The sequence below is a fragment of the Enterococcus sp. AZ197 genome (assembly GCF_050556405.1).
Lineage (GTDB): Bacteria > Bacillota > Bacilli > Lactobacillales > Enterococcaceae > Enterococcus > Enterococcus faecalis.
This window is the reverse complement of sequence record NZ_CP187873.1, coordinates 1,986,294-2,013,114: the sequence shown is the minus strand read 5'-3', so window position 1 is coordinate 2,013,114 and position 26,821 is coordinate 1,986,294. Positions and strand designations below refer to the sequence as shown.

Below are 26,821 nucleotides of genomic sequence, written 5' to 3'. Positions count from 1 at the left end.
CTTTGTTAGGAGAAGTTAGTAAATGAAATACAATACGAAAAATTATGACTATTTAATTGTTGGTTCGGGACCTTTTGGGGCAACGTTTGCTTGTGAAGCAGCTAAACGAGGAAAAAAAGTATTAGTTATTGAGAAACGTGCTCATATTGGTGGCAATATGTATACACATAAAGAAAACGGGATTAATGTCCATGACTATGGTGCCCATATTTTTCATACTGACAATAAAGAAGTATGGTCTTATGTCAATCAATTGACGGAATTCAATGGCTACATCAATCAAGTAGTTGCTAATTACAAAGGGGAGCTCTACAACCTACCATTCAATATGAACACGTTCTACCAAATGTGGGGGGTAAAAACACCAGCTGAAGCACAAGCAAAAATTTCAGAGCAGCGGGAGGCAGCTGGAATTAAAGGCGCTCCAAAAAATTTAGAAGAACAAGCGATTCGTTTGATAGGAACGGATATCTATGAAAAATTAATTAAAGGCTATACAGAAAAACAGTGGGGACGTAAGGCTACGGAATTACCAAGTTTTATTATTCGCCGTTTGCCAACTCGTTTTACTTTTGATAATAATTACTTTAACCATCGCTATCAAGGCGTACCTGTCGACGGTTATACAGCTATGTTTGATAAATTGTTAGAGAGTGAATTAATTGATATTCAATTGAATAAAGACTTTTTGGCAGAGAAAGAAACTTACTTATCAGAGTTTCCAAAAATTGTTTATACAGGGATGATTGATGCATTCTTTGATTATTCTTATGGCGAATTAGAATATCGTTCAGTACGTTTTGAAAATGAAACAGTAGATTCAAACAATGCACAAGGCAATGCCGTAATTAATTACACAGATGCGGAAACTCCCTATACACGGATAATGGAATGGCGACATTTTGATCAAAAGGCCGATGAAAACAAAACGATTTTGACGAAAGAATACCCACAAGATTGGGATCGTTCAAAAGAAGCCTATTATCCTGTTAATGATGAGAAAAATTCACTTTTGTTTAGAAAATACAAAGAAAAAGCAAACGCTCAAGAAAAAGTTATTTTTGGTGGACGTTTAGCCAATTATCAATACTATGATATGGACCAAGTTTTCGGAGCAGCTTTGAAAGCAGTCGCTAAAGAATTTGGTGAAATGGCCAACTAGTGAACGGTTAGACTCGGAGGAACAAATGGAAAAAGAACTGAAAGTTAGAACAAAATTACTTACCAAAGAATACAGTTTAGCGAAAACACGTATTGACAAATTGAAGACACTTTTTAGTGTTTTTCAAAACAAAGTTCCCACATTTTGGGCGTTAAAAGGTGTTAGCCTCGACGTATATTCTGGAGAAACAATTGGTATTATTGGTTTAAATGGTTCAGGCAAATCCACTTTATCAAATATTATTTCAGGCATCACCCCTCAAACGTCAGGAGAACTTGAAATAAATGGTGAAGTTTCAATTATTTCGATTGGTGCAGGACTAAATAATAATTTAACAGGACGAGAAAATATTCGAATGAAATGTTTAATGTTGGGGGAAAAGAATAAAGAAATTGATGCCAAAATCGATGATATTATTGAATTCTCAGAATTAGGCGTTTTTATCGACCAGCCTGTTAAAACTTATTCTAGCGGTATGCGTGCTAAGCTTGGTTTTTCAATTGCGGTTCATCAAAATCCAGATATTTTAGTGATCGATGAAGCGTTATCTGTAGGAGATCAAACCTTCTATAATAAAGGCTTAAAAAAAATGCTTGCATTTAAAGAGCAAGGCAAAACTATCTTTTTTGTCTCTCATTCTATTCAACAAGTAGAGCAAATTTGTGATCGTGTCGCTTGGATGCATTATGGTGACCTACGTGCATTTGGTGAAACTAAGCATATTTTAAAGGAATATCGTGCTTTCTTGCACCGTTATAATCATTTCACTGAACCGCAAAAAGAATCGTATCAGAGAGATGGCAAGGCCAAACAGAGAAATTTTTCTTTGGAACAACTTCAAGAAACAATTCTTGAAAAAGCCAATCAACAAGTAGGCAGTCGCCGGACGACTAAAGAAGTCATTAAATTTACTACTAAAAATAAAATTGGAGATAAAATGACTCTTGGTACGAAGAGCTTGTTAATTTTGCTACTTTGTATGATTTTTTATGTAAGTCTTACCTTTGTAAAGGGTATTTCATTAACAACAGCTTTCATTCATCCAGCGGAAACAATTCAACGTATATTTGTTCCTGAGAAAGTAGCAGGGAAGGATACAAATGCTGTGAAAACGACTAAAACTAAACCAGCTTCAACAAAAGAATCTAGGCAGCAGGAGGAAGTTCAGCCTAGCCCAACGAACGTACCAGAAAATAATAATAGCGAACAAGCTGTGTCAACGTATACTGTGGAAGTTGGAGATTCAGTCAGTTTGATTGCTGAAAATCACGGACTCACTATAGAACAACTTCAAACTTTGAATCCAGAAATCATTGAGGTACCTATTTATCCTGGACAAGTGTTGAAATTGAAAGAGGTGACTGAATAATGCGCGAGGTAAAATTAATTTTAGCTGAACAGTTTTCATACTTAGGCGTTGCACAACGAATTGCTAAATACAGTAATAAAGCATTATATCAAAGCCACATCTTAGGAAATTTATGGCAAATTTTAAGTCCTTTAATTCAGTTAGGTGTCTATTATTTTGCTTTTGGGATTGCCCTTGGTGGTGCTCGAACCGTAAAAGGAGGAGTATCCTATATTGCTTGGTTGATGGTAGGATTAAGTACATGGATTTTTTTAAGTACAGTAACAAAACAAGCTTCTAGTTCTGTTTATATGCAAGTTGGCATGGTCTCTAGAATGAAGTTTCCAATAAGTATTTTGCCAATGGTTAAAATATTTTCTGAGTTACCAAGTTATTTTGCATTCACTACGTTAGCAGCGATTGTGTCAATCTCGACAGGTGAAAAGATTTCTATTTATTGGATTCAGCTACCTTACTATATTGTAGCGATGATTATCTTTTTATATAGTTTTAGTCTAATTAATTCAACTATTGCTGCATTAATTAGGGATTATCAAATTTTCTTGAATTCTATTATCCAAGTATTAATGTATATGTCAGGGGTCTTTTGGGATTTGAGTACAAAGAATTTACCGTCTTGGTTATCAAAAATTCTTATGTTGAATCCTTACGCATATATTATTAATGGATTTCGAGATACATTTTTCTATAAAAGATGGTTTTTTGAAGATAAGCCCCAGCTTGTTGTTTTTTGGCTAACAACATTAGTAATATTTATCGTAGGAGCTCATTTACATGTTAAGTTCAGAAGTAAATTTGTTGATTATATGTAACATGTGAAGAAGTAAAACCACCGTATACTGACAAGAATACGGTGGTTTTACTCTTTAATTGACAATAGCCTTCTCTTTAAAGAGAAGGCTATCTAACGAATCAATATTATTATTTTAAAGTTGGATCAGACTATTTCTAGTATTCAAGTATTTTTCATTTAAGCGATGTATTCCCTACCTCTAATACATCCTTGTATCTCTCTAGACACGCCAGTTTTGAATAAAATCATCAAAACAATTGAATGGTTCGTTTAAAAATATTTTTCGTGTTCTAATTATTATAACATAAAACTCGTCAACTGACCACTAGCTGACGAGTTCATAATTTTTCCAGATAAATAGACAGCCGTTTTCCGCCGACTGTCTAAGATTAAGATAGATTTGTAAAGAAGTGAATAAATGCTTCCTACTATCTCTTTATAACATGAGGAAAAGAAAACTGCAAAAGATAGCTGTGTTTTTTGAAAAAAAGATCAGCTGGTTTCCGCCAGCTGATCATCCGTTGAAAAGAGATATAAAGAAGTGAATAAAGCTTGCTTTACCTCTATTTTATACCATGTTTTGATTCAAATAACTATTCAGTATTAGTTATACTTAAATAATAAATATGTATACGGATGTATTGTTTTGAGGTATAGTCATAGAGAAAAGAGGGAACGTTTATGAAAAAATTTTGTTTAAGTTATAGCTCTGGTAAAGATTGTTTATTGGCGATGGATCGATTGGTACAAGCAGGAAATCAGCCAGTTGCGTTAGTGACAACATTAAGTGATGAAATTAATCGTTCTTGGTTTCACGGCATACCAATCTCCGTCTTAGAAGCAGCAGCCGAAGCGTTAGATTTACCACTTGTTATATCACATAACAATGAAACAAATTACACAGAAAAAGTGGTTGAGGCACTGCAGGAAACCAAAAAATTAGGTGCAGAAACGGTTTGTTTTGGCGATATAGATATTGAACAAAATGGTGCTTGGGATCGCCAAGTTGCGTTAAGTGCTGGACTTGAACCACAATTACCTCTTTGGCAGGAAAATCGCGAAGCACTTGTGAAAGAATTCTTGGCAAAAGGGTACACAGCAATTATCAAAACGGTCAGCAAAGAGGCAGGCATTCCAATAAAATTTTTAGGAGAACCGTTAAATGAAACATTTATCACGTACCTTAAAGAGCATCAATTAGATATTTGCGGAGAAAACGGGGAGTACCATACGTTGGTAATTGACGGCCCGCTATTTAAAAAGAGGCTCAATTATTATACTTCAGGAATTTATGAAAGTCCTTATGCTTATTCTTTGATTATTGATGCTTAAATGAAAGTAAAAGGACACAAGCTGCCACTTTTTCTAGGGATATGCTATAATTGACTTAAGAAAAGTAGAGAAAGTGAGTGGTTAATTATGGAAGAAACTGTCTTTTTTAATTTAGGAAATGCCCTTGCTTCAAAAAGAGATCAAAAAGAATTAATTAAAGAAGCCCAAATTGCGAAAGATACTCGAAAGATTCCAGGAAAACTGATTATCGTTGAAGATGAAGAAAATGGTACCCATATTTTATTTGAATTAGCTGATCAAACAGAACCGTCTGCTGAAACAAAAGAATTCAAAGTGAAAAAAGTGATTGATTAATAAAAAAGCAACGAATTTTTCTAAATTCGTTGCTTTTTTATATTTTTTTACACAAATGATACAAAAAGAATATCAAAATCAAATAAATGATTAGTATACTTGAAGAAACAAATAGGAAGCAAAGCAAACGTTTTGAGGTGTTCTTTCATGGAAAATCGAGGAATTTTATTTGATAAAGATGGTACGTGTATTCGTTTTGACACTCTTTGGCAAGCAGGTTTGCAAGCTTGTTTTGAAACACTAAGTATGTTAGCCCCTCATCATTCAGCAGAAATAAAAAAGATATTAGCTATTCAGGAGCAACGTTTTTTGCAAAAACATTTACTTGATGAAGTCCTTTATCAGGAACTTTATCAGGAATTGGCGCAATTTGAGGAATTAGTCGAACAGGGAATCAGCAGTCGATGGCTGGAGCAATTTTTTTATGATTATTTACGAAAAAATCTGAAAAAGATCGAACCGATTGGTGATTTAAAACAGTTATTTCTTGAGCTGAAACGGAAGAACTATAAAATTGGATTAGCAACTTCAGATACTTTGCCAGCGACTATGTTGATTATGGAATATCTTGGTTTAACAGAAATGTTTGATTTTATTGCGACAGGAGATCGTTACTTACCGAAACCAGATGCGGACATGCTCCAAGCCTTTTGTCAGTCATGTCAATTGAAGGCGACAGAAGTAATTATGGTAGGTGATTCGCTCGTGGATGTTTTTATGGGAACGTGTCATGGCAAAGCAGGAATTGGTGTTTTAACCGGCAACTGCCAGTCAACTGATTTTGAAAAGTTTGAAGTAGCCTATTTCCGTGATATCCATGAAATACCTTATCAAGAATTATGGGAAAATACCAAGAAGAAAAAAATCTATTATTTTTGATATATGTATTGTGAAAAACGTTTCTTTTATTCGAGTATCTAAGCAAGCATACTAGTGTATTTCAATAAAATACCATGATGTTCATAGGTTTTATAATTTCAGCTCACAGATTTTTGTTCAATAAGAAAAAAATTACAACTAAAATAGAAAACGAGCGTGGGACAAAAATCACTTTGGATTTTTGTCCCACGCTCAAAAACTGATAAACGGCGGGAACAGAAGCAACACTTTCGGAAATAAGCCGAAAGTGACTTTCTCACACAAGTGTTCGGGATATCTTAATCCTTACCTACGTGGTGCTCGGAGTTAAACACTTCTGTCCTGACTTCGTTGTTAATATTTTACAATGACAAGTTTTTCTTATTTTAATCCTGAACTTGATTTAGAAATTGCACTTCCATTAGAAAAAGAAACAGTAACAGTAGCACCTAAATCACCATCTAAGTTTTTCATCCAGATTAAAGTATCATTTTTTTCACCATTGATATTTGTAGAAGTAATCCCTGTTGGGTCTCCTAAATCTTTTCTAGCTTGTTCTTCAGAATATGAACCATCAGTAGCAATGTTATTTACTTGGTCTGCAGTAACTTTATCATGTTTTGCAACCTTCAAGCCACTTACAGATTTGCTCGCTGCTTTGCCATCAGAGAATGAAACAGTAATAGATGCAAGAAGATCACCACCCTTGACATTTGTCCAAGATAGAGTAGTGGTAGAGATGCCTTGGATATCTGTTGTAGAAGAAGAGGCTGGTTCACCTAAAATTGCTTTTACTTCATCTTCTGTAGAACCGCCTTCGCTGCTGTTCATAATATCACCGACATTAATTTTATCGTAAGTTGCTTTTAAATCAGAGTTATCTTTCGATTTATCTTCTGATTTCTTTTCAGAGCTTTCTTTTTTTGTATCATTTTTTGAACTATTCGTAGCTTTTGAAGAAGAGGCTTCTGTTTTCACTTCTTTGGTATCATTGCTTGCTTTTTTATCCTCTTTGCCAAGACCACTACCAGCAATCCCCAGTACAATAACTACTACAACCCAAAACCAAATTTTCTTATAAAATGGTTTTTTTACTTTTCCTTCATTTGAATCATTTTTTTTCATTTTCACTTTCCCTCCCATAGTTTAGTTAATGATTTGTAGCGCTTACTAAATAGTTGAAAACAATCCCCAATTAAATAACTTTGGACTACAAATCACTTAGTTTAAATGAAAATAAGTATACCGCCATGTGTAAAAATAACACACCACAGTATACTTATTTTATCATTATTTCATAAAAATAACACCATTATTTTTATGAAATAATTAAAAAAGATAAAAAATCTAAAAACTTCGACCGCCGCCACCGAATGTGCCGCCGCCAGTTGAGTGGGTGGTGCTACCACCACCGCCCATTCCGCCACTGCCGCCATTGTTTTTAGGAATACGACGCGTAGTGATGAAAGAGTTGGTTAACTGATCTGTGCGGGAGGTTAAGTTTAAAGTTGTTTTTTCCCTAAAGGGATATTGATAACTTGAAAATTTTAATTGATATTTAGAAATATTAATGCCTAAGAAGACCAAACTGAGTATCAGCGCAGCAGCAAAAGCAATTACCATTTCCAGCGGGGTAATGACTTTATAACGAGTGATTTTACCTGTTTCGCTGTCCACACGATAGTGCCCCCCAGGAACCCCTTTATTAACAAATGCTTGAGTTTCCTGAACAAAGGTTTGAGCAGCCGCGAAATAATTTCCTTGACTCATATTATCCCATATTTTATCTAAGGTATCATCAATTCGTGCATCTGTCATATAATCAATCATGTTTCCAGAAGTAGAGATGTAGATTTTCCGTAAGTCCATATCAATGAGAAAAAGAATCGCATTTTGGTCCTTGCCAACTTTATTTAAAAGATAATGATCTGCATATTCTTGTTCATCGCCATAGGTATTATTATTTGTGGTTACAATAAAGACAGAGGCTTTTGTTTTTTCTTCTAAAGGTTGTATCTCTTGCTTTAGTTGGTTGATTTGATCAGGTGTCAGTAATTGTGCGCCATCATCAATTGAATTTTCAGCCGCCGAAACGGGTAGGGCAAGGCCAAAGGTAAGAAGTATTAGGAAAAAAATAGGTAAAAGTCGTTTTTTCATAGGAAATAACCTCCTAATAAAAAGAGTGCTAAGAGTCCAGCGAAAATGCCTAACGTTGCTAGCCCTAAACGAGTGTAACTAATTGGAAGCACACCGCTTACTTTACCTGTTTGTCCATTCATGGCATAATAATAAACTTTTTTTGATTGTTCCTGACTGCGATAGGTGACTAACCAAATTGGCAAAAGCATATAGTGATTATTTTCTTGGTTTAGAGAAATATCCGTGCGAACATTTGTCAACGTAGTATAACCAGAAGCAGAGTCCCGTAACAATGATTCCGAATAATCTTGTAATTCTTGTTGGACGTGTTTTTTGATTGCTTCATATTCAATATCGCGTTTTTCTGCTTGGAAACCTGCTAGGTATTGGCTTTTGAAAGGCACCGCTTGATCAATTAAAAATGGTTGAACGCCTTCCACCATTTTTTGTTGGACGTTTTTTGACAAGGCATTTTTAACTAATTCTTTAAACGATAATTTTCCTGAACGTCCCACATTGAAACGTTTTGTTTCGGTGTATTCAATATCACCTACGCGCCAAATGCGAATACTTGTGCCAGTAGCTTGCAATTGTCCGTCGACTTCTGCATCAACGACCCAATAGGGGAAGTAAACCCCAGTTAATTTATCGATTTGATTTTTGCTGAAAAAATCTCGGGGAATGAACCATTTTTTCTTGATCCAAGCGAGAAATTTTTCAATCGCTTCGTCTTTTTCAATTGTAAAGGGTAAGACATTTTCTGGTAAAAATTCGCCACTTAATCGACCAGCCAAGACAACTGGATTATGGCAATAATAACAGTATGTGGCAGCCGTTGTTGCATCGGTGACAATTTGAGCGCCACAGCTTGGACAATTAAAAATTTCCATTGTGCCTACATCTGCAGTTGTTTCATTCTCAGTGGTCTCTGTTTGTTGCGTAGCGGAGGATTCTTCTTCCGCTGTGAAAGTCAAATTTTCCTCGGCAGTCGTTGTTGAGGGATTCTCTAAATGCGCCTCATGTTGCTGTTGCTCATAACGAGTCACTTCTTCTTCCGTGTAAATATTTAAACAATATTCACAATGAAATTTTTGATCTTTGGGATTAAATAAGAGCGGGCCGCCACAGTTGGGGCATTTATGGGTAAATGTTGTTTCCATTGCAACCGTCCTTTCTAATAGAGTGAGTAAATAACAGGAATCTGATTCAAAGAAAAAGGGTAGACTTGTGCCTGACCCTTTTCTTTAATTGTTCACTACTTGCTTATAAAGGAACCCCTTGGAATGGTTTACCACAATGTGGACAGAACTTAGGAATACCATTACTTAAGTCAACAATTTCGCTACATTCACTACATTTCATTTCTAATTTTGGTTTCTCGTTTGTTGGTTTTGGTGTACCACAGTTTGAACAAAACTTCCCAGTGTTTTCAGTCCCACATTGTGGGCAAGTCCAAGTGTCTGTAGCCCCTTGTGCGTTTTGCTGGTTTTGTTTTTCTTGCATTTGTTGTTGGTTTGTTTGAGACGCTTGCGCAAAGTAGTTGCCATTCGCATTCATGCCCATACCAACGCCCATAAAGCCGCTCATAGCGCCACCTTCATTTTTACCAGCAGCCTCCATACCACGAGCCAAGGAACCTTGAACATAGCCTTCGCGAACACCTGGATCGCTGAGCATAGCACCTTCATTTCGCATGTTGATTAATTTTGTTGAATCATCTGTATAAGAAATGCTCGCAACTGCTACAGAAACAATTTCCATGCCGCGATTGGTGCGCCAATCCTCATCAAGCGCAGTTTGCATATATTTGCTTAATTCAACACTTTTTGAGGGAACATAAGAAATACGTTGCCCATCAGCAGACATTTGATTGATTGCTGCTTGCAATGCTGTAATGAACTCTGCCAAATATTGTTCATTAATATCATTAATATCTACTTGCGTTTGGTTTTTAGGAATCGCATTAGTATAAAATAGCAAAGGATCTGTAATTTTAATTGAGTAATTTCCGTGTGCACGTAAGAAAAGTTCGGCATTATAAAAATTATCAAAATAGTTTAATGGCGCAGGTGTTCCAAATTTAATGCCTTTAATTTCTTGCAAATTAATATAAAAAACTTGTTGTTTTTGTGGAGTTACGCCACCGAATTTGAAACGACTGAAGGTCTCTGCAATCGCATCTTTTAAAGAACCGTTAAACATTGAAGGCGCAGAATCATTTTTGACTGTATAATAGCCTTCTTCAGCAGTGTAATCGATGATTTTGCCACCATCGACAAGAAGCATCATCATGTTGGGATAGACATGTACAACAGAACCATCTGTTAAAACATCGTCCGTTCCTTTACGATTAGAACCACGTTTATCATCTTTACGTACAAAAACACCTTTTGTCATGACGGTTGTGTCCCCCATATTATCAGGTTCAATAACCTCTAGCCATTGATCGGCCAAGCCACCGCCAACTGAACTTGTTGCTGCTTTAATAAGTCCCATGTTCATTCCTCCTAATAAAAAACTAATTGTTAAAGCTAGTATACCACACAATGAATGCAGAGAAATCCAACGAAAGCCTGATGAAATGGAAAAAATTGATCAAACTTTATTAAGAAATTAAAAAAAGTATAGGTGAAACACAAGCATTTTAAAAAAAGTTACGTATAATAGAAGAAAAGACATATTATATAGTTAGGGGATTATTGAATGGAACGAAGCAATCGTAATAAAAAATCTTCAAAAAAACCACTTATTCTTGGTGTTTCTGCCTTGGTTCTAATCGCTGCTGCCGGTGGCGGGTATTATGCTTATAGTCAATGGCAAGCCAAACAAGAATTAGCCGAAGCGAAGAAAACAGCTACTACATTTTTAAACGTATTGTCAAAACAGGAATTTGATAAGTTACCGTCCGTTGTTCAAGAAGCTAGCTTAAAGAAAAATGGCTATGATACTAAATCTGTTGTTGAAAAATACCAAGCAATTTATTCAGGGATTCAAGCAGAAGGAGTCAAAGCTAGTGATGTTCAAGTCAAAAAGGCGAAAGACAATCAATACACATTTACCTATAAATTATCGATGAGCACACCTTTAGGCGAAATGAAAGATTTGTCTTATCAATCAAGTATCGCCAAAAAAGGCGATACCTACCAAATCGCTTGGAAGCCATCTTTAATTTTTCCAGATATGTCAGGAAATGATAAAATTTCGATTCAAGTAGATAATGCCAAACGTGGAGAAATTGTCGATCGTAATGGTAGTGGGCTAGCAATTAACAAAGTGTTTGACGAAGTGGGCGTAGTGCCTGGCAAACTCGGTTCTGGCGCAGAAAAAACAGCCAATATCAAAGCTTTTAGTGATAAATTCGGCGTTTCTGTTGATGAAATCAATCAAAAGTTAAGCCAAGGATGGGTCCAAGCAGACTCCTTTGTACCAATCACAGTCGCTTCTGAACCAGTGACAGAATTACCAACAGGGGCTGCGACAAAAGATACAGAGTCACGTTATTATCCGCTGGGGGAAGCAGCTGCGCAATTAATCGGGTATACGGGCACCATTACTGCAGAAGATATTGAAAAAAATCCAGAGTTAAGTAGTACGGGCGTAATTGGTAAAACTGGCTTAGAACGAGCGTTTGATAAAGAATTAAGAGGGCAAGATGGTGGCTCACTAGTTATTTTAGATGACAAAGAGAATGTCAAAAAAGCTTTACAAACCAAAGAGAAAAAAGATGGTCAAACGATTAAATTAACGATTGACAGTGGCGTACAACAACAAGCTTTTGCTATATTTGACAAACGCCCTGGTAGTGCGGTCATTACCGATCCTCAAAAAGGCGATTTATTAGCAACGGTTAGTTCACCTTCGTATGATCCTAATAAAATGGCCAATGGCATTTCTCAAAAAGAATATGATGCTTACAATAACAACAAAGATTTACCATTCACAGCACGTTTTGCGACAGGCTATGCACCAGGCTCTACCTTTAAAACAATTACCGGTGCCATTGGTTTAGATGCAGGGACATTGAAGCCAGATGAAGAGCTAGAAATTAATGGTTTGAAATGGCAAAAAGATAAATCTTGGGGCGGCTATTTTGCGACACGTGTAAAAGAAGCAAGTCCAGTCAATCTGCGTACCGCTTTAGTTAATTCAGATAATATTTATTTTGCCCAACAAACATTACGGATGGGAGAAGACAAATTTAGAGCGGGTCTTAATAAATTCATTTTCGGTGAGGAACTAGATTTACCAATTGCCATGACGCCTGCTCAAATTTCAAATGAAGATAAATTTAATTCTGAAATTCTTTTAGCAGATACGGGCTACGGTCAAGGTCAATTGTTAATTTCGCCAATCCAGCAAGCTACCATGTATAGTGTTTTCCAAAATAATGGAACATTAGTCTATCCAAAACTAGTTTTAGACAAAGAAACGAAGAAAAAAGACAATGTAATCAGCGCCAACGCAGCGAATACAATTGCCACAGATCTTTTAGGTAGTGTGGAAGATCCTTCAGGTTATGTTTATAATATGTACAATCCGAACTTCTCATTGGCTGCTAAAACAGGAACAGCTGAAATAAAAGATAAACAAGATACAGATGGCAAAGAAAACAGTTTCCTTCTAACGTTAGATCGTAGTAACAATAAATTCTTAACAATGATTATGGTTGAAAATTCAGGAGAAAATGGTTCTGCAACAGATATCAGTAAACCATTAATTGATTACTTAGAAGCAACCATTAAATAAAAAGAGAAAATGAACGAAACGAGGTTTCTGTAAAAAGAAACCTCGTTTTCCCTTTTTAGAAAAAGGAAAGTGTGCTACAATGAAGCGACTAAATTGTAGAAGGAAAGGGATTCGTGTGCGAATTTTAGCAATAGATACATCTAACCAAACATTGAGTATTGCTGTGTGTGAAAATCAAAAAATTCTGGGAAGTTATACAGCAACGGTTAAAAGAAATCATAGCTTAACATTAATGCCGGCAATTGACTATTTGATGAGCCAATTGAACTTGGCGCCAACGGCAATTGATCGTTTTGTCGTAGCAGAAGGACCTGGATCATACACTGGCTTACGTTTAGGCGTGACGACTGCCAAAACATTGGCCTATACTTTAAAGAAAGAGCTAGTAGGCATTTCCAGTCTACAAACGTTAGCTGCCAATTGTGTTGGACAAACTGGTTTAATTGTGCCTCTTTTTGATGCGCGTCGTAAAAACGTCTATGCTGGTGCTTATCGGTTTGTCAATGGCGTGTGGCAAAATGAGTTACCGGACCAACATATTTCCCTGCGGGAGTTATTAGAACAACTAAAAAATGAACCAAATCTTTTTTTTGTTGGTGAAGATGTTGAAAAATTCACTGAAGAAATAGCTCAAATCATTCCTCATGGAGAAATTTGTGATGTTCCACAATGGCAAATTCCTAATGCCGCAGTTTTGGCTGCGTTAGGTAGTGTGGCTGAACCTGTTGAAAATGTTCATGGGTTCTTACCTGCGTATTTGAAAAAAGTAGAAGCGGAAGAAAATTGGTTGAAGACACACACGCCTAATGGAGAAAGCTATGTGGAAAAACTTTAATTTTGTGACAAAATACTTTACAAAAAGACGGCAACGGTATATAACTAAAACCATTGCAATGAACCAGCAAGAATTTCAATTGCGTGAAATCACCTACCAAGATATTAAGGATTTACTAGCAATTGAACGTGAAGTTTATGCTGGGGAACTTCCTTGGACGATGTCTGCTTTCATGGCAGAACTTGGCTCAAAAGCGCCGCATCTCTATTTGTTAGCGGCAATTAACGGAAAAACAGTTGGCTTTATTGGTTGTCGGATTCAAGGAACGGATGCACACATTACGAATGTCGCTGTTCACACAGCATACCAAGGCTTAGGTTTAGGTCGTTCTTTAATAGAAGAAACGCGAATTTTTGCCAAGAAAAATCGGTGTGAAACCTTATCGCTAGAAGTACGAATGAGTAATGTTAAAGCCCAACGTTTATATCGAAAAATTGGCTTTGTCTCACAGACGGTGAAAAAAGGCTATTATGACGAAAATAATGAAGACGCACTAGAAATGATAATTGATTTAAAAGAAGAGTGAAGAAAAAATGTTAGTAACAAAAAAAGAAATATCTGTAGCAAATATTGGTGAAGAATTATGGCGTTTTAGTAATTCTTCTTATACAACTGGCTCCCCTTGGACAGAAACACAATTCGCGGAAGATTTTGCTCAGGAAAATAGCGAATATCTTTTTTTAGTTGAAAATGGCCAGTGGTTAGGCTATATTGCCTATCATTTTATTTTAGATGAAGCAGAAATTAGTCACGTTGTTGTGAATGGTCAGAAACAACACCAAGGAATTGGTTGTCAGTTAATGAAAGCTTTTAAAGAATATGTTAAAAGTCGTGACATTACACAAATTTTCTTAGAGGTCAGAGAATCGAATATACTAGCTCAAAAACTTTATGAGAAAACAGGTTTTCGGAAAGTAGCTGTTCGAAAAAATTATTATAAAGAACCGCAAGAAAATGCCTTTGTAATGTGTGCGAAATTAAGGAAGGAAGCCCAATGACAATTTTTACAAAAGAACGTAAATTATTATTAGCTGTGGAAAGTAGCTGTGATGAAACAAGTGTGGCTGTCATTGAAGATGGCGACAAAATTCTTTCCAATATCGTAGCTTCGCAAATTAAGAGCCATCAACGTTTTGGCGGAGTCGTTCCGGAAGTTGCGAGTCGTCATCATGTTGAACAAGTGACGATCTGTATTGAAGAAGCATTAACAGAAGCAAAAGTCACACCAGAAGAACTCAGTGGCGTTGCTGTGACCTATGGGCCTGGGTTAGTCGGTGCTTTATTAATAGGACTTTCTGCAGCAAAAGCATTTGCTTGGGCGCACCAATTACCACTTATTCCAGTCAATCATATGGCTGGGCACATTTATGCTGCCCGTTTTGTGGCACCGCTCGAATTTCCATTGATGGCCTTACTCGTTAGTGGAGGACATACGGAATTGGTCTACATGAAAGAAGATGGCTCTTTCGAAATTGTTGGTGAAACACGTGATGATGCAGCTGGTGAAGCGTATGATAAAGTCGGACGTGTGTTAGGGTTGCCTTATCCTAGTGGCAAAGAGATTGATGCTTTGGCCCATGAAGGCACAGATACCTATCAATTTCCACGGGCGATGCTAAAAGAGGATAACTATGACTTTAGCTTTAGTGGTTTGAAAAGTGCGTTTATTAACACGGTTCATAATGCAGAGCAACGTGGTGAAGCACTGTCTACAAAGGATTTAGCCGCAAGTTTTCAGGCGAGTGTGGTAGAAGTATTAGTGACTAAAACCATTCGTGCTTGTCAAGAATATCCTGTTAAGCAATTGCTAATCGCTGGGGGCGTTGCTGCGAATCAAGGATTACGAGAAGCAATGAGACATGCAATCAGTGAACAATTACCAGCAGTGACATTACTTATTCCGCCATTAAAACTTTGTGGGGATAACGCGGCGATGATTGGCGCTGCCGCCTTTATCGAAGCTGAAAAGAATCACTTTGCTTCGTATAACTTAAATGCAGAACCTGGCGTTAGTTTTATGACAATTAGTGAAGAAGGCTAGCCAGCTAGACAAAAATTTGCTATAATGAAGCCAGTTTAACAATGACATTCGATGATAAAGAGAGTACTTATTTCAACGTCAGCTTAGCGATCTTGGGAAGGTGGGAGCCAAGAGTGATCGGAATGAGGAAGCGCACTTTTAGAATTCTGCTGAAAGCAGACGGCAATCACCGTTATCGATGAAGCAGGTCTATCCAAGTAGTATAGACAATTAGAGTGGTACCGCGGGTAAATTCTCGTCTCTGACAAAACAAATTATTTTGTTTTGTCAGAGACGTTTTTGTTTTTTTAATACTTACAAATTAATCAGGAGGGTTCTTATGAACAACAAAGAAATCGTAGCAAAAGCGTTACATGATGTTTTAAATGAAGAATTAACGATGGATCAAATCGAACAATTATTGGAAAATCCTAAATCTGTTGATCATGGAGATGTTGCTTTTCCAGCCTTTTCATTAGCTAAAATTTATCGTAAAGCACCACAACAAATTGCAGCAGAATTAGCAGAAAAAATTGATGGCACAAATTTTGAAAAAATTGAAGTGGTGGGACCTTATTTAAACTTCTTCATGAATAAAGAAGCAGTCAGTCAAGCTGTCATTGGCGAAGTAGTCAAAGAAAAAAATAACTACGGAAACAGTACCTTTGGCAATAATGGCAATGTTCCTATTGATATGTCTTCACCAAACATTGCTAAACCAATTTCTATGGGGCACTTACGTTCTACGGTAATCGGGAATTCAATTGCCTTTATTTTAGAAAAAATTGGGTATCAGCCAATTCGGATTAACCACTTAGGTGACTGGGGTACACAGTTTGGTAAGTTAATTGTAGCTTATAAAAAATGGGGTTCTGAAGAAGCAGTCCGCCAACAACCAATTAATGAATTATTGCGCTTATATGTGCAATTTCATGAAGAAGCAGAAGAAAAACCAGAATTAGAAGACGAAGCACGTGCATGGTTTAAAAAATTAGAAGAAGGAGACCAAGAAGCTAATGAATTATGGAAATGGTTCCGTAGCGAGTCTCTAAAAGAATTTGATAAAATCTATTCCATGTTAGAAGTTGAATTTGATTCTTATAATGGCGAAGCCTTTTATAATGATAAAATGGATGAAATTGTTACTTTATTAGAAGAAAAACATTTATTAACAGAAAATCAAGGTGCAGAAATTGTTGATTTGACAGAATATAATTTAAATCCAGCACTTATTCGTAAATCAGATGGTGCGACGTTATATATCACACGGGATTTAGCTGCTGCGCTTTACCGTAAACGGACGTATGATTTTGCCAAATCGCTTTATGTAGTCGGCAACGAACAAAGCAATCACTTCAAACAATTAAAAGCAGTCTTGAAAGAACTAGGGTTTGACTGGTCAGATGATATGGAACACATTCCGTTTGGTTTAATTACTCAAGGCGGTAAAAAATTATCCACACGTAAAGGGAAAATCGTTTTATTAGAAGAAGTATTGAATGAAGCTGTTACTTTAGCAGGAAATCAAATTAACGAGAAAAACCCAGACTTAGCAAATCGTGAAGAAGTGGCGAAACAAGTAGGTGTAGGTGCAGTTATTTTCCATGACCTTAAAAATGATCGTCTAAATAATTTCGATTTTGTATTAGATGAAGTTGTTCGTTTTGAAGGAGAAACTGGGCCATATGTTCAATATACACATGCTCGTGCGATGAGTATTTTACGTAAAGCAAACTTTACACCAGACGCTACACAACGTTATGCACTAAATGACAAGGATAGCTGGGAAGTCGTGAAGTTGTTACAAAAATTCCCTGAAACTGTGATGCAAGCTGCTGAAAAATATGAACCATCTGTTATTGCGAAACATAGCATTCATTTAGCACAAGCGTTCAATAAATATTATGCCCATGTTCGGATTTTGGATGAAGATGCTCAAAAAGAGGCACGCTTAGCGTTAGTTTATGCAGTAGCTACTGTTCTAAAAGAAGATTTACGTTTACTAGGGTTACATGCACCAGAAGAAATGTAGAAGTTTTTGTGAAAATTTTACTGCGTTGAACGCTAAACTTATTAAGCAAATATTAAAGTTAAGTTACAGATTGAGAAATTCATAGTAATTAAATAGCTGGGGTGCTATACTCGAGTCAAGTTATAAAAGGATTAGAAAAGGTGGCACCCAATTATATGACAGAAAAATGGCGTGAAGACGAAGAATATCTTTCTTATGTAGAAGATTTATTAGCAACCGAAGAAGTCCAAAAATTAGCAGAATACACACAACATATGCATTCAACTCGTTTAGAACATTCAATTAGTGTTTCCTATCATAGCTATAAATTAGCAAAGCGTTGGAACTGCAATGCTCGTGCAACAGCTCGTGCTGGTTTATTGCATGATTTGTTTTACTATGATTGGCGCACAACAAAGTTTGACGAAGGCTCTCATGCCTATGTTCATCCACGAATTGCAGCCAAAAATGCTGAAAAAATTACAGAGTTGTCTGATTTAGAACGAGACATTATTATTAAACATATGTGGGGCGCAACTATTGCACCACCAAAATACAAAGAAAGCTACATTGTAACCTTTGTTGACAAATATTGTGCTGTCAAAGAAGCGGCGTTGCCGATGACGACAGCCATGAAAACCAAATGGCGTCAGTATTTTGGTCAACAGTCAATCTAAAAAAAGCTTATCCGTAAGGATAAGCTTTTTTTGTTTGACGTTGACTAAAAAGTCTAGCATTCATCTATTTAAAATAAATATTAAAAGTAATTTTGTTCTGTTAATTTCTTTTGAGCGTATCGAAAGACTGCTTCTTGATTTTCAGTTGTTAACTGTTTGTAAATGTTCATAATATTGGTTGGGACAACAAATGGCGTTTCTTCCGTTTCAGGAATACCTAAGATTTCAAGAGGTGATACATCTAAAATTTTAGATAAGGCGACAATTTTATCCCTCCCCATATTTTCAATCATTCCAGTTTCCCATTTCCTGACGGTACTTTTTCCAACACCAACAAAATTTCCAACTTGTTCTAATGTAAGATTTTTCTCCATCCTTTTTTGCTTCAAAAAATTTTCTTTCAAAAAAACCACCTCCGTAAAAACATTCTAGCACAAAAAGTGTCGCAAAAGAAACATGTTTTTTTCAAAATGAAAGTAACGAATATAATAGAAAAATCAGCATTTTTTAATGATATTGACGTTTTTTTCACAAAATGATATAATTTTCAGTGTCTTATTAGACACTGAAAAGGGGGAGAGTAAAATGGAATCAAATTTAATTCACTCAAAATTGAAAATGAAAGGAAAAAATGTTGAGTGGTTGGCAAATGAAATGACTGCATACGGGCAACCAATATCCGCTTCAACGATTTACAAAAAATTAAAAGGAGAAGTTGTTTTCAAAGCATCGGATATTAAATTGATTTCACAATTGTTGGATTTTAATAATGAAGAAATTATGACTATTTTTTTTAGTGAGATAGTGTCTAAAAAGACACATATTAGTGTTGAAAGGATTGTGATGAATGAAAAAAAGTATTAATAAGTTATTTTCGATTTGTTTAATTATCTTTACTATTATAGGATCTAATACAAGTATTATTTCTTATGCAATGGATAATGAAAGTGGCACACAAATCCGGTCTATAGCTGTTGAATATCCGGGGGAAAAAACGGAAATTGTTGCTACAAAAGATTGGGCGACAGTTTCTTTGTCATTAGGAATCTCTGAATTAGCAAGCGGAGAGACGATGACATTAAGGATGGCTAGCGAAAAATATTCCTATTCAATGACACCTTTTGAAATTGGAGACGCACTTCAAGTGATTCCAAACGATGATGGTACTTGGACGATTAAAGCCTTACAAACGCTTACAGATTACTCAGCAGATTTGCAACTGAAGCTACGATATAATCAAAATTTATCAGAAGATTTTGAAGATCAAGTCGTTTTTACTTTTGGGGATTCACAAAAAATTGTCAAAATTAATATCGGGCAATACGTGGAGAAAGTTCCGCCAACTGAACTGGTTCGAAAAGTCCCGTTAGGATTTACCTCAGAGGGAAGAATTGCTTGGGTCATTTATTTTAACTATAATCAAGCAGGTCTTTCAGGTTCAGAAAAAACAACCTTTAAATTTTTAGATAATGTAGGTCCAAACCAAACATTAGCTATTGACAGTATTGCTGCATATCTCACCAAGCAGCCTATTTTAGAAACAAATGGTGAAATGATTCGGAATTTGGAACATGACGAATATAGCTATGATGCCAGTCAATTTTTCCAAAAAAATGCCTCTGAATCTGGATTTAATTATGAAGCAGAGAAATTTGAAGGAATACCAACAGCCACGGGCAGTTATCTTTCCAATAAAAATGCCTATTATATTTATTTAGAAACGATTCCAAATGAAAATATTCCAAGTGATGCCGTGCTATCAAATTACACGTATATGCGTATTTCTAGTGAGGGATTCGATGCTTGGGAAGATGATGATATTGCCTACATCACAGCAGACGAGAGTAGTGATGGAACAGGTCGAGGGGGTGTCGTTTTAGAAAAAATTGATGCAGTAACTGCTAAAGTTTTAGAAGGTGCTGTTTTCAAAGTCGTGAACACAAAAACACAACAAGTTGTTCAAGAAACATTAACCACCAATCAAGCAGGTCAAATTCGTTTAGCTGGTTTGGAAGCTGGTCAGTATGCATTCATTGAAACAAAAGCACCAACTGGTTACAAGTTAGATGCAACACCAGTTCCATTTGAAATTAAGTTAGAACAAACACAGACGATTCGCTTGAAAAAAGAAAATACGCGTTTAGAAAACCAGTTAAAAGTAGAAAAAGTAGATGAAAATAATGAGGTGAAACGTTTAGCAGGTGCTGAATTTTCGTTGTATGACCAAAAAAATAATCTAATAGAAAAAGGTGTCACGAATGAAAATGGCGAACTGTTATTTTCAAATTTATCACCTGATGGAGAATATTATTTAGTTGAAACGAAGGCGCCTAATGGCTATGAATTAGACGAAACTAAACATCCTGTTTCATTTGCTGGAAAAGCCGACTACACTTTAACATATCGGGTGAAGAATAAGCAGCAAGTACAAATTGGCTCCATCAAAATTGTTAAACAAGACAAAGAAAGCAAAAAACGTTTAACAGGCGCAGAATTTCAGTGGAAGGATACAGTGACAGGAAAAACAGGAACAGTGACAGTTGGAACCGACGGAACGGTCACAATTCCCAATTTAGCAGTTAATCGTACGTATGAACTTACAGAAACAAAAGCACCCACAGGTTATGTACTAGACAAAACCGTGCATAAAGTCACTTTAACAACTGCACAGGCAAATAAAGTAGTGACAGTAATCATTGAAAATACAGCGCAAAAAGGCTCCATCAAAATTGTTAAACAAGACAAAGACAGTAAAAAACGTTTAACAGGCGCAGAATTTCAGTGGAAAGATACAGTGACAGGAAAAACAGGAACAGTGACAGTTGGAACCGATGGAACCATCACAATTCCCAACTTATCCGTCAATCGTACGTATGAAATCACAGAAACGAAAGTACCCACAGGTTATGTACTAGACAAAACCGTGCATAAAGTCACTTTAACAACTGCACAAGCAAATAAAGTAGTGACAGTAATCATTGAAAATGTAGCGCAAAAAGGGTCTATCAAAATTGTTAAACAAGACAAAGACAGTAAAAAACGTTTAACAGGCGCAGAATTTCAGTGGAAAGATACAGTGACAGGAAAAACAGGAATAGTGACAGTTGGAACCGATGGAACCATCACAATTCCCAACTTATCAGTCAATCGTACGTATGAAATCACAGAAACGAAAGCACCAGTGGGGTATGTATTAGATAAAACTGTGCATAAAGTCACTCTAACAACTGCACAAGCTAATAAAGTAGTGACAGTAACTATTGATAATACAGCGCAAAAAGGTAGTCTAGCAATAATCAAAGTAGACAAAGATTCAAGAAAACGTCTAGCAGGTGCGGAGTTTAAATGGCGTGATACGGTGACAGGAAAAGAAGGAACAGTCGTAGCTGACAAAAATGGTCAAGCACTGATAACAGATTTGCCAGTCAATCGTGTATACGAAATTACGGAAATTAAAGCATCAAATGGCTATATCTTAAATAACAAGACTTACCGAGTTATCTTAACGACTAATTTTGCAGATAAAATTGGTTATTATACCATTGAAAATACAGCGCAAGAAGGTAGTCTAGCAATAATCAAAGTAGACAAAGATTCAAGAAAACGTCTAGCAGGTGCAGAGTTCAAATGGCGTGATACGGTGACAGGAAAAGAAGGAACAGTTGTAGCTGACAAAAACGGACAAGCCCTGATAACGAATTTGCCAGTCAATCGTGTATACGAAATTACAGAAATTAAAGCACCAAACGGCTATATCTTAAATAACAAGACTTACCGAGTTATCTTAACGACTAATTTTGCTGATAAAATTGGTTATTATACCATTGAAAATACAGCGCAAAAAGGTAGTCTAGCAATAATCAAAGTAGACAAAGATTCAAGAAAACGTCTAGCAGGTGCAGAGTTCAAATGGCGTGATACGGTGACAGGAAAAGAAGGAACAGTTGTAGCTGACAAAAACGGACAAGCCCTGATAACGAATTTGCCAGTCAATCGTGTATACGAAATTACAGAAATTAAAGCACCAAACGGCTATATCTTAAATAACAAGACTTACCGAGTTACCCTAAGGACTAATTTTGCTGACAAGATTGGTTATTATACCATTGAAAATGTTGCGCTACGTGGCAATTTAAAATTAATTAAACAAGATGGTTACTCAAAACAACGTTTAGTAGGCGCACAATTTAGATGGCGTGACACAGTGAATGGGAATACAGGCGTAGTAACTGCTAATGCTAATGGTGAAGCAACTTTGTATAATTTTTCCGTCAACCGGATTTATGAAATTACAGAAATAAAAGCACCAAATGGTTATATACTTGACAGAACGGTGCATAAAATTCTTTTACCTGCGAATTATGCTGGCAAAACCTACACGTTCACCAAAAATAATCAAGCTCAAAAAGGCGCCATCAAAATTGTTAAGCAAGATGGATATACGAAACAACGTTTAGCAGGCGCACAATTTAAATTCCGAGATACAACCAATAATTATACTGCAACGTTTACAGCGAATAGGAACGGTGAAGTACTGATTACTGGATTAGCCGGTGATCGTATCTATGAGGTCACAGAAATCAAAGCACCGAATGGCTATATCATAGATAGACGTGTTCATAAAGTTGATTTACGTGGACAAGGTGGTAAAACCTATACATTAGTCTTAAATAATCAAGCACAAAAAGGTGCCATCAAAATTGTTAAGCAAGATGGATATACGAAACAACGTTTAGCAGGCGCACAATTTAAATTCCGAGATACAACCAATAATTATACTGCAACGTTTACAGCGAATAGGAACGGTGAAGTACTGATTACTGGATTAGCCGGTGATCGTATCTATGAGATCACAGAAATCAAAGCGCCGAATGGTTATATCATAGATAGACGTGTTCATAAAGTAGATTTACGTGGACAAGGTGGTAAAACCTATACATTAGTCTTAAATAATCAAGCACAAAAAGGCGCCATCAAAATTATTAAGCAAGATACGGATACAAGAAAACGTTTAGCAGGAGCGAAATTCAGATTTCGCGATACTACCAATAACTATACGGCAACATTTACAGCAAATGGAAATGGTGAAGTACTGATTCCAGGATTATCGTCGGATCGTATTTATGAAATCACCGAGATACAAGCGCCAACTGGGTATGCGTTGGATAGTAGGGTCCATCGGATTGATTTACGAGGTCAAGGCACAAAAACGTATACGTTAGTGTTAAACAATAAAGCAAACTATGGTGCTATCAGAATTATTAAACAAGATGTTGAAACAAAAGCACGTTTAGCGGGCGCTGTTTTTGAATGGAAAGATACAACTAATGGCTATACACAAAGAGTAACAACAGGTTGGGATGGTACAGTCACTATTAGTGGGCTATCTGTCAACCGGGTATATGAAATTAGAGAAGTTCAAGCGCCGGCTGGTTATTCACGAAATACTACGCCAACACGCGTCAGTCTGACGCAAAATCATGCGGGTCAAACAATTGCAATTGTTCGAGAAAACCGAAAAATACCGGTTTATAATCCGCCACCACCAACATATTGGCCAGGATATATTCCACCAGTTACGTACTATAATCCACCTGTGTACTATAATCCTCCAAAGTATTATTATAGGGGGTGTGTGATGGTCATCGTGGTGGTGTGTTGGTAAAAAACAAATAGAGAGAAAGGGGTATTTAATGAGCCAATCAGCTTTACCGAAACTTGGGGTAATTTCAACAGGCGCCTTTTTTGTGGTTGATTTAATTGGCGTTATTCTAGTTTCGATTGTCACTGCCTACATTCTATACCGTTATTTTTTTTAAAGAGGTCAAATTACATGATTTATTTGTATCAGTTATACAAAGTAATTATGTTCATCTTCTTAACCTATTTATTTACAAGTTTATTTCTCAGTTTTCGAACAAGAAAAAAAACAAGAAGAGAAGTCGAAGTAGCAGAAGAATTTTTCTGCTACTTTCTTGTACCGTGTGTAAACGAGGAGAAAGTCATCGGAGAAACATTAAAAAAACTGGTTGCTTTACCAATTAAGAAAAAAATAATTGCGATTGATGATGGATCAACGGACCAAACCAAAGCAATGATGGACAGTATTGCTGGTCCAATCCAAGTTCTGTCTCGTCAATTTCCCAATGCGCAACAAGGCAAAGGCGCCGCTTTGAACCACGCTTTCCAAATTGTATTAACAGATGCAGAAAAAGGACACTATTCTTGGGATCAAGTTTTAGTGGGTGTGGTAGATGCAGATGGTTTTTTTAGTGAAAATATTGTCAATGAGCTAACTGCTGTTTTCACAGATACAACAGTCTGTGCTGCGCAAACAAGAATCAAAATGAAAGATGTCACAAATTTTATGTTTATTGCACAAGATGTTGAGTTTTTTACGATTAATAATTTTATTCAAAAGGCGCGTCGAGCAACAAAAACCATCGGACTTGGTGGCAATGGTCAGTTTTTTCGGTTATCAATGATTACCGAACACTTAGGCTATCAGCCTTGGGGAAATGCTTTGTTGGATGACTATGAGTTAACCATTAAATTAATGCTGAAAGAGTTATCGATTGCTTATATTGACGAGGCCTTTATGGCTCAAGAAGCACTGAGAGATGTGAAACGTTTTATTCGTCAACGAAGTCGTTGGGTTCAAGGAAATTTAGATTGTCTAGCGTATTTACCCAGGGTGATTAAATCAAAGTCATTAACGCTAAGGCAGAAGTGTGGAATCTATTATTTTTTAGCGCAACCCTTTATTAATCTCGTAGCGGGGATGCTCGTTTTTGTCTTAACTGGGCTTCAACTGCAACACTTGTATAGGTTAGGCTTTTCGTTATCGCTTGTCATTAGTTTTGTTTTGGCCGTCAGTATTTCGTTAGTTTTCGGCATTTTTTTTACAATCAACTATTATCGCGAGTTGAAAAATTTTCAACTAAAAGTACCTGCAAAACTGGGGCTGATTATTTTGCCTTTTACTATTTCCTACATGTACTTAATTTTATTCGTTAGTGTGGTGATGGCTTATTATCGGTTTATCAAAGGTAATAGCACGTGGATAAAAACGGAACGCAATTGATTTTTTATTGCACTTTCCAGAGTTGCGTGGTATTATTTTTAATAGTTTAATAGCAACATGGTGATGGTGTTCACCACGAACTATTTATTGGACGAATAAATTAATGACGCCTACCAAACGGGAGAAGTGTACCCTTTGGTAGGCTTTTTCTGTACGCTAGGATTGGCGATAAGAAAATTGTAAAGGAGCATGTAAAGTGAAAAAAGAAACAAAGCAACTACTATCAATCGGCGGTTATATGGCAAAATGGTTGCTCATTACCGCAATTATTGGTTTATTTATGGGGGCGTTATCCGCCTTTTTCTTAAAGAGTCTCACCTATGTAACAGATGTTCGTTTAGCAAATCCTTGGTTACTCTTTATCCTCCCCATTAGCGGTGTCGTTTTTACGTATTTCTATACGCGTTTTGGGAAAAATGCTAGCCGAGGAAATAACTTAGTGATTGAACAAGGCAATGGCGGGGAAGAAGATATTCCCTTGCGCTTAATTCCTTTAACATTGTTTGGCACGATTACTACGCACTTATTTGGTGGTTCTGTTGGTCGTGAAGGGACGGCGGTGCAAATGGGGGGCGCAATCGCGAATGCTGTAGGAAAAGTCTTTAAACTGTCCGCTTTGGAACGACAAGTAATTATTATCAGCGGAATTAGTGCAGGTTTTAGTTCTGTTTTTGGCACACCATTAGCGGGAACCGTTTTCGGATTAGAAGTTTTGGCGATTGGAAAAGTTCGTGCAGAGGCACTTTTCCCAAGTTTTTTTGCAGGCTTATTTGCTAATTTTGTAACTGAAAGTTTTGGTGTAACACATACGCATTATCCGATGGGCAAAATTCCGACTTGGTCGGTTGAACTATTTGTAAAATTATTTTTGGCATCGATTTGTTTTGGTTTGGCAGGTTGGGTTTTTAGTCGTTCCATTGTCTTTTTAAAAAAGACCTATGCAAATTGGTTTGCTAATGTCTACCTTCGTGCGTTTCTTGGGGCGTCCATTGTCGTTCTGTTTGTGCTCGTCTTAAACAACCAGCGTTATTTAGGCTTGAGTTTACCTTTATTAGAAGATGCTTTTGCAGGCAATGCGCAGCCTTTTGATTTTGTTGGGAAATTATTCTTTACGGTGTTATCCTTGGGTGCCGGATTCCAAGGAGGAGAAGTGACGCCATTGTTTGAAATTGGGGCTACGTTAGGGAGTTCTTTGGCCCCTTTGTTACATCTATCAATTCCTTTTTTAGCAGGTTTAGGATTTATTGGTGTTTTTTCTGGCGCCACGAATACGCCGATTGCTTGCTTCATTATGGGCATTGAACTATTTGGTAGTGAAGCGGCGGTCTATTTTTTCATGGTCTGCTTAATCAGTTTTATGTGTTCAGGAAATAGCGGTATTTATGCTTCACAACAAAGTTTGTATCGTAAAGGAACAGCAGAATATCCTCTCTTTAACGCATTAAAAAATCGACGTAAATAAGATGTTTTTTTATGAAAA

At 36.5% G+C, this 26,821-nt stretch carries 23 protein-coding genes, 1 riboswitch and 1 other annotated feature; of the genes, 18 read left to right on the top strand and 5 right to left on the bottom strand.

Translation table 11 applies throughout. The annotated features are described in order from the left end of the window. The first annotated feature begins 22 nt into the window (after positions 1-22). From glf to IGK82_RS09645, 6 genes are all read left to right on the top strand, one after another. Positions 23-1,162: a UDP-galactopyranose mutase gene (glf, locus tag IGK82_RS09670; RefSeq protein ID WP_002376666.1), complete on the top strand. Its 1,140-nt coding sequence runs from the start codon at positions 23-25 to the stop codon at positions 1,160-1,162. Then, on the top strand, positions 1,146-2,531 hold the full coding sequence (locus IGK82_RS09665; RefSeq protein ID WP_016622338.1) for an ATP-binding cassette domain-containing protein: 1,386 nt from the start codon (positions 1,146-1,148) through the stop codon (positions 2,529-2,531). The genes glf and IGK82_RS09665 overlap by 17 nt, the downstream gene beginning before the upstream one ends. After that, entirely contained in the window at positions 2,531-3,343 is an 813-nt protein-coding gene (locus IGK82_RS09660) for an ABC transporter permease (protein WP_002362627.1), read from the top strand. The genes IGK82_RS09665 and IGK82_RS09660 overlap by 1 nt, the downstream gene beginning before the upstream one ends. A 662-nt stretch (positions 3,344-4,005) precedes the next feature. Continuing rightward, positions 4,006-4,656, top strand: a complete 651-nt coding sequence (locus IGK82_RS09655; protein WP_002372215.1) for a diphthine--ammonia ligase — start codon at positions 4,006-4,008, stop codon at positions 4,654-4,656. Between the two features lie 87 nt (positions 4,657-4,743). Further along, on the top strand, positions 4,744-4,971 hold the full coding sequence (locus IGK82_RS09650) for a hypothetical protein (RefSeq protein ID WP_002362220.1): 228 nt from the start codon (positions 4,744-4,746) through the stop codon (positions 4,969-4,971). A 147-nt stretch (positions 4,972-5,118) separates the two neighbouring features. Then, positions 5,119-5,850: an HAD family hydrolase gene (locus tag IGK82_RS09645; protein WP_002379691.1), complete on the top strand. Its 732-nt coding sequence runs from the start codon at positions 5,119-5,121 to the stop codon at positions 5,848-5,850. A gap of 360 nt (positions 5,851-6,210) precedes the next feature. On the opposite strand, the gene IGK82_RS09640 is transcribed toward IGK82_RS09645, so the two are convergent. The 4 genes from IGK82_RS09640 to IGK82_RS09625 all read right to left on the bottom strand — a co-directional run bounded on the left by IGK82_RS09640 (position 6,211) and on the right by IGK82_RS09625 (position 10,464). After that, positions 6,211-6,954: a DUF3862 domain-containing protein gene (locus IGK82_RS09640; RefSeq protein WP_002379690.1), complete on the bottom strand. Its 744-nt coding sequence runs from the start codon at positions 6,952-6,954 to the stop codon at positions 6,211-6,213. A gap of 222 nt (positions 6,955-7,176) precedes the next feature. Then, on the bottom strand, positions 7,177-7,986 hold the full coding sequence (locus tag IGK82_RS09635; protein ID WP_002379689.1) for a TPM domain-containing protein: 810 nt from the start codon (positions 7,984-7,986) through the stop codon (positions 7,177-7,179). Then, the gene (locus tag IGK82_RS09630; RefSeq protein WP_430605087.1) at positions 7,983-9,128 is read right to left on the bottom strand and encodes a TFIIB-type zinc ribbon-containing protein; all 1,146 of its coding nucleotides are present in this window, start codon (positions 9,126-9,128) and stop codon (positions 7,983-7,985) included. Before IGK82_RS09630 ends, IGK82_RS09635 begins: the two co-directional genes overlap by 4 nt. Positions 9,129-9,231: 103 nt before the next feature. After that, positions 9,232-10,464, bottom strand: coding sequence for an SPFH domain-containing protein (locus IGK82_RS09625; RefSeq protein WP_002356656.1), 1,233 nt, complete (start codon positions 10,462-10,464; stop codon positions 9,232-9,234). A 207-nt stretch (positions 10,465-10,671) separates the two neighbouring features. Here IGK82_RS09625 and IGK82_RS09620 point away from each other — a divergent pair, with 207 nt between their 5' ends. The 7 genes from IGK82_RS09620 (at position 10,672) to IGK82_RS09590 (ending at position 18,257) form a co-directional block, all read left to right on the top strand. Beyond that, positions 10,672-12,714, top strand: a complete 2,043-nt coding sequence (locus IGK82_RS09620) for a penicillin-binding transpeptidase domain-containing protein (RefSeq protein ID WP_002356658.1) — start codon at positions 10,672-10,674, stop codon at positions 12,712-12,714. 115 nt (positions 12,715-12,829) lie between these two features. Continuing rightward, a complete protein-coding gene (gene tsaB / locus IGK82_RS09615; protein ID WP_002356660.1) occupies positions 12,830-13,549 on the top strand; it encodes a tRNA (adenosine(37)-N6)-threonylcarbamoyltransferase complex dimerization subunit type 1 TsaB in 720 nt (239 codons plus the stop codon). After that, a complete protein-coding gene (gene rimI, locus IGK82_RS09610; RefSeq protein WP_002387121.1) occupies positions 13,521-14,075 on the top strand; it encodes a ribosomal protein S18-alanine N-acetyltransferase in 555 nt (184 codons plus the stop codon). Before tsaB ends, rimI (IGK82_RS09610) begins: the two co-directional genes overlap by 29 nt. A gap of 7 nt (positions 14,076-14,082) precedes the next feature. After that, a complete protein-coding gene (gene rimI, locus IGK82_RS09605; RefSeq protein ID WP_002370458.1) occupies positions 14,083-14,547 on the top strand; it encodes a ribosomal protein S18-alanine N-acetyltransferase in 465 nt (154 codons plus the stop codon). Continuing rightward, the gene (gene tsaD, locus IGK82_RS09600; protein WP_002370457.1) at positions 14,544-15,590 is read left to right on the top strand and encodes a tRNA (adenosine(37)-N6)-threonylcarbamoyltransferase complex transferase subunit TsaD; all 1,047 of its coding nucleotides are present in this window, start codon (positions 14,544-14,546) and stop codon (positions 15,588-15,590) included. Before rimI (IGK82_RS09605) ends, tsaD begins: the two co-directional genes overlap by 4 nt. Positions 15,591-15,632: 42 nt before the next feature. Next, positions 15,633-15,836: a binding site (T-box leader), on the top strand. Between the two features lie 73 nt (positions 15,837-15,909). Then, the gene (gene argS / locus IGK82_RS09595) at positions 15,910-17,601 is read left to right on the top strand and encodes an arginine--tRNA ligase (RefSeq protein WP_002370456.1); all 1,692 of its coding nucleotides are present in this window, start codon (positions 15,910-15,912) and stop codon (positions 17,599-17,601) included. Positions 17,602-17,756: 155 nt separating this feature from the next. Continuing rightward, the gene (locus IGK82_RS09590; RefSeq protein WP_025194128.1) at positions 17,757-18,257 is read left to right on the top strand and encodes an HD domain-containing protein; all 501 of its coding nucleotides are present in this window, start codon (positions 17,757-17,759) and stop codon (positions 18,255-18,257) included. 80 nt (positions 18,258-18,337) lie between these two features. On the opposite strand, the gene IGK82_RS09585 is transcribed toward IGK82_RS09590, so the two are convergent. Next, on the bottom strand, positions 18,338-18,670 hold the full coding sequence (locus IGK82_RS09585; protein WP_002356667.1) for a helix-turn-helix domain-containing protein: 333 nt from the start codon (positions 18,668-18,670) through the stop codon (positions 18,338-18,340). Between the two features lie 97 nt (positions 18,671-18,767). Here IGK82_RS09585 and IGK82_RS09580 point away from each other — a divergent pair, with 97 nt between their 5' ends. The 5 genes from IGK82_RS09580 to IGK82_RS09560 all read left to right on the top strand — a co-directional run bounded on the left by IGK82_RS09580 (position 18,768) and on the right by IGK82_RS09560 (position 26,803). After that, entirely contained in the window at positions 18,768-19,121 is a 354-nt protein-coding gene (locus IGK82_RS09580) for a hypothetical protein (RefSeq protein ID WP_016622340.1), read from the top strand. Next, positions 19,105-23,922 carry an MSCRAMM family protein gene (locus tag IGK82_RS09575; RefSeq protein ID WP_159162306.1) on the top strand — a complete coding sequence of 1,606 codons (4,818 nt, stop codon included), beginning with the start codon at positions 19,105-19,107 and terminating at the stop codon, positions 23,920-23,922. Before IGK82_RS09580 ends, IGK82_RS09575 begins: the two co-directional genes overlap by 17 nt. Before the next feature lie 28 nt (positions 23,923-23,950). After that, positions 23,951-24,076 carry a hypothetical protein gene (locus IGK82_RS09570; RefSeq protein WP_325816080.1) on the top strand — a complete coding sequence of 42 codons (126 nt, stop codon included), beginning with the start codon at positions 23,951-23,953 and terminating at the stop codon, positions 24,074-24,076. A 14-nt stretch (positions 24,077-24,090) separates the two neighbouring features. After that, complete coding sequence (locus IGK82_RS09565) at positions 24,091-25,341, top strand: glycosyltransferase family 2 protein (RefSeq protein ID WP_002379685.1); 1,251 nt, start codon at positions 24,091-24,093, stop codon at positions 25,339-25,341. Positions 25,342-25,391: 50 nt separating this feature from the next. Continuing rightward, positions 25,392-25,461, top strand: a riboswitch (Fluoride riboswitch). A 76-nt stretch (positions 25,462-25,537) separates the two neighbouring features. Then, the gene (locus IGK82_RS09560) at positions 25,538-26,803 is read left to right on the top strand and encodes a voltage-gated chloride channel family protein (RefSeq protein ID WP_002356676.1); all 1,266 of its coding nucleotides are present in this window, start codon (positions 25,538-25,540) and stop codon (positions 26,801-26,803) included. Positions 26,804-26,821: the final 18 nt, after the last annotated feature.

Coding starts and splice junctions, on each gene's coding strand:
- glf (WP_002376666.1), top strand. CDS start 23: ATGAAATACAATACGAAAAATTATGACTATTTAATTGTTGGTTCGGGA.
- IGK82_RS09660 (WP_002362627.1), top strand. CDS start 2,531: ATGCGCGAGGTAAAATTAATTTTAGCTGAACAGTTTTCATACTTAGGC.
- IGK82_RS09655 (WP_002372215.1), top strand. CDS start 4,006: ATGAAAAAATTTTGTTTAAGTTATAGCTCTGGTAAAGATTGTTTATTG.
- IGK82_RS09650 (WP_002362220.1), top strand. CDS start 4,744: ATGGAAGAAACTGTCTTTTTTAATTTAGGAAATGCCCTTGCTTCAAAA.
- IGK82_RS09645 (WP_002379691.1), top strand. CDS start 5,119: ATGGAAAATCGAGGAATTTTATTTGATAAAGATGGTACGTGTATTCGT.
- IGK82_RS09640 (WP_002379690.1), bottom strand. CDS start 6,954: ATGAAAAAAAATGATTCAAATGAAGGAAAAGTAAAAAAACCATTTTAT.
- IGK82_RS09635 (WP_002379689.1), bottom strand. CDS start 7,986: ATGAAAAAACGACTTTTACCTATTTTTTTCCTAATACTTCTTACCTTT.
- IGK82_RS09630 (WP_430605087.1), bottom strand. CDS start 9,128: ATGGAAACAACATTTACCCATAAATGCCCCAACTGTGGCGGCCCGCTC.
- IGK82_RS09625 (WP_002356656.1), bottom strand. CDS start 10,464: ATGGGACTTATTAAAGCAGCAACAAGTTCAGTTGGCGGTGGCTTGGCC.
- IGK82_RS09620 (WP_002356658.1), top strand. CDS start 10,672: ATGGAACGAAGCAATCGTAATAAAAAATCTTCAAAAAAACCACTTATT.
- rimI (WP_002387121.1), top strand. CDS start 13,521: ATGGAGAAAGCTATGTGGAAAAACTTTAATTTTGTGACAAAATACTTT.
- rimI (WP_002370458.1), top strand. CDS start 14,083: ATGTTAGTAACAAAAAAAGAAATATCTGTAGCAAATATTGGTGAAGAA.
- tsaD (WP_002370457.1), top strand. CDS start 14,544: ATGACAATTTTTACAAAAGAACGTAAATTATTATTAGCTGTGGAAAGT.
- argS (WP_002370456.1), top strand. CDS start 15,910: ATGAACAACAAAGAAATCGTAGCAAAAGCGTTACATGATGTTTTAAAT.
- IGK82_RS09590 (WP_025194128.1), top strand. CDS start 17,757: ATGACAGAAAAATGGCGTGAAGACGAAGAATATCTTTCTTATGTAGAA.
- IGK82_RS09580 (WP_016622340.1), top strand. CDS start 18,768: ATGATATTGACGTTTTTTTCACAAAATGATATAATTTTCAGTGTCTTA.
- IGK82_RS09575 (WP_159162306.1), top strand. CDS start 19,105: ATGAAAAAAAGTATTAATAAGTTATTTTCGATTTGTTTAATTATCTTT.
- IGK82_RS09570 (WP_325816080.1), top strand. CDS start 23,951: ATGAGCCAATCAGCTTTACCGAAACTTGGGGTAATTTCAACAGGCGCC.
- IGK82_RS09565 (WP_002379685.1), top strand. CDS start 24,091: ATGATTTATTTGTATCAGTTATACAAAGTAATTATGTTCATCTTCTTA.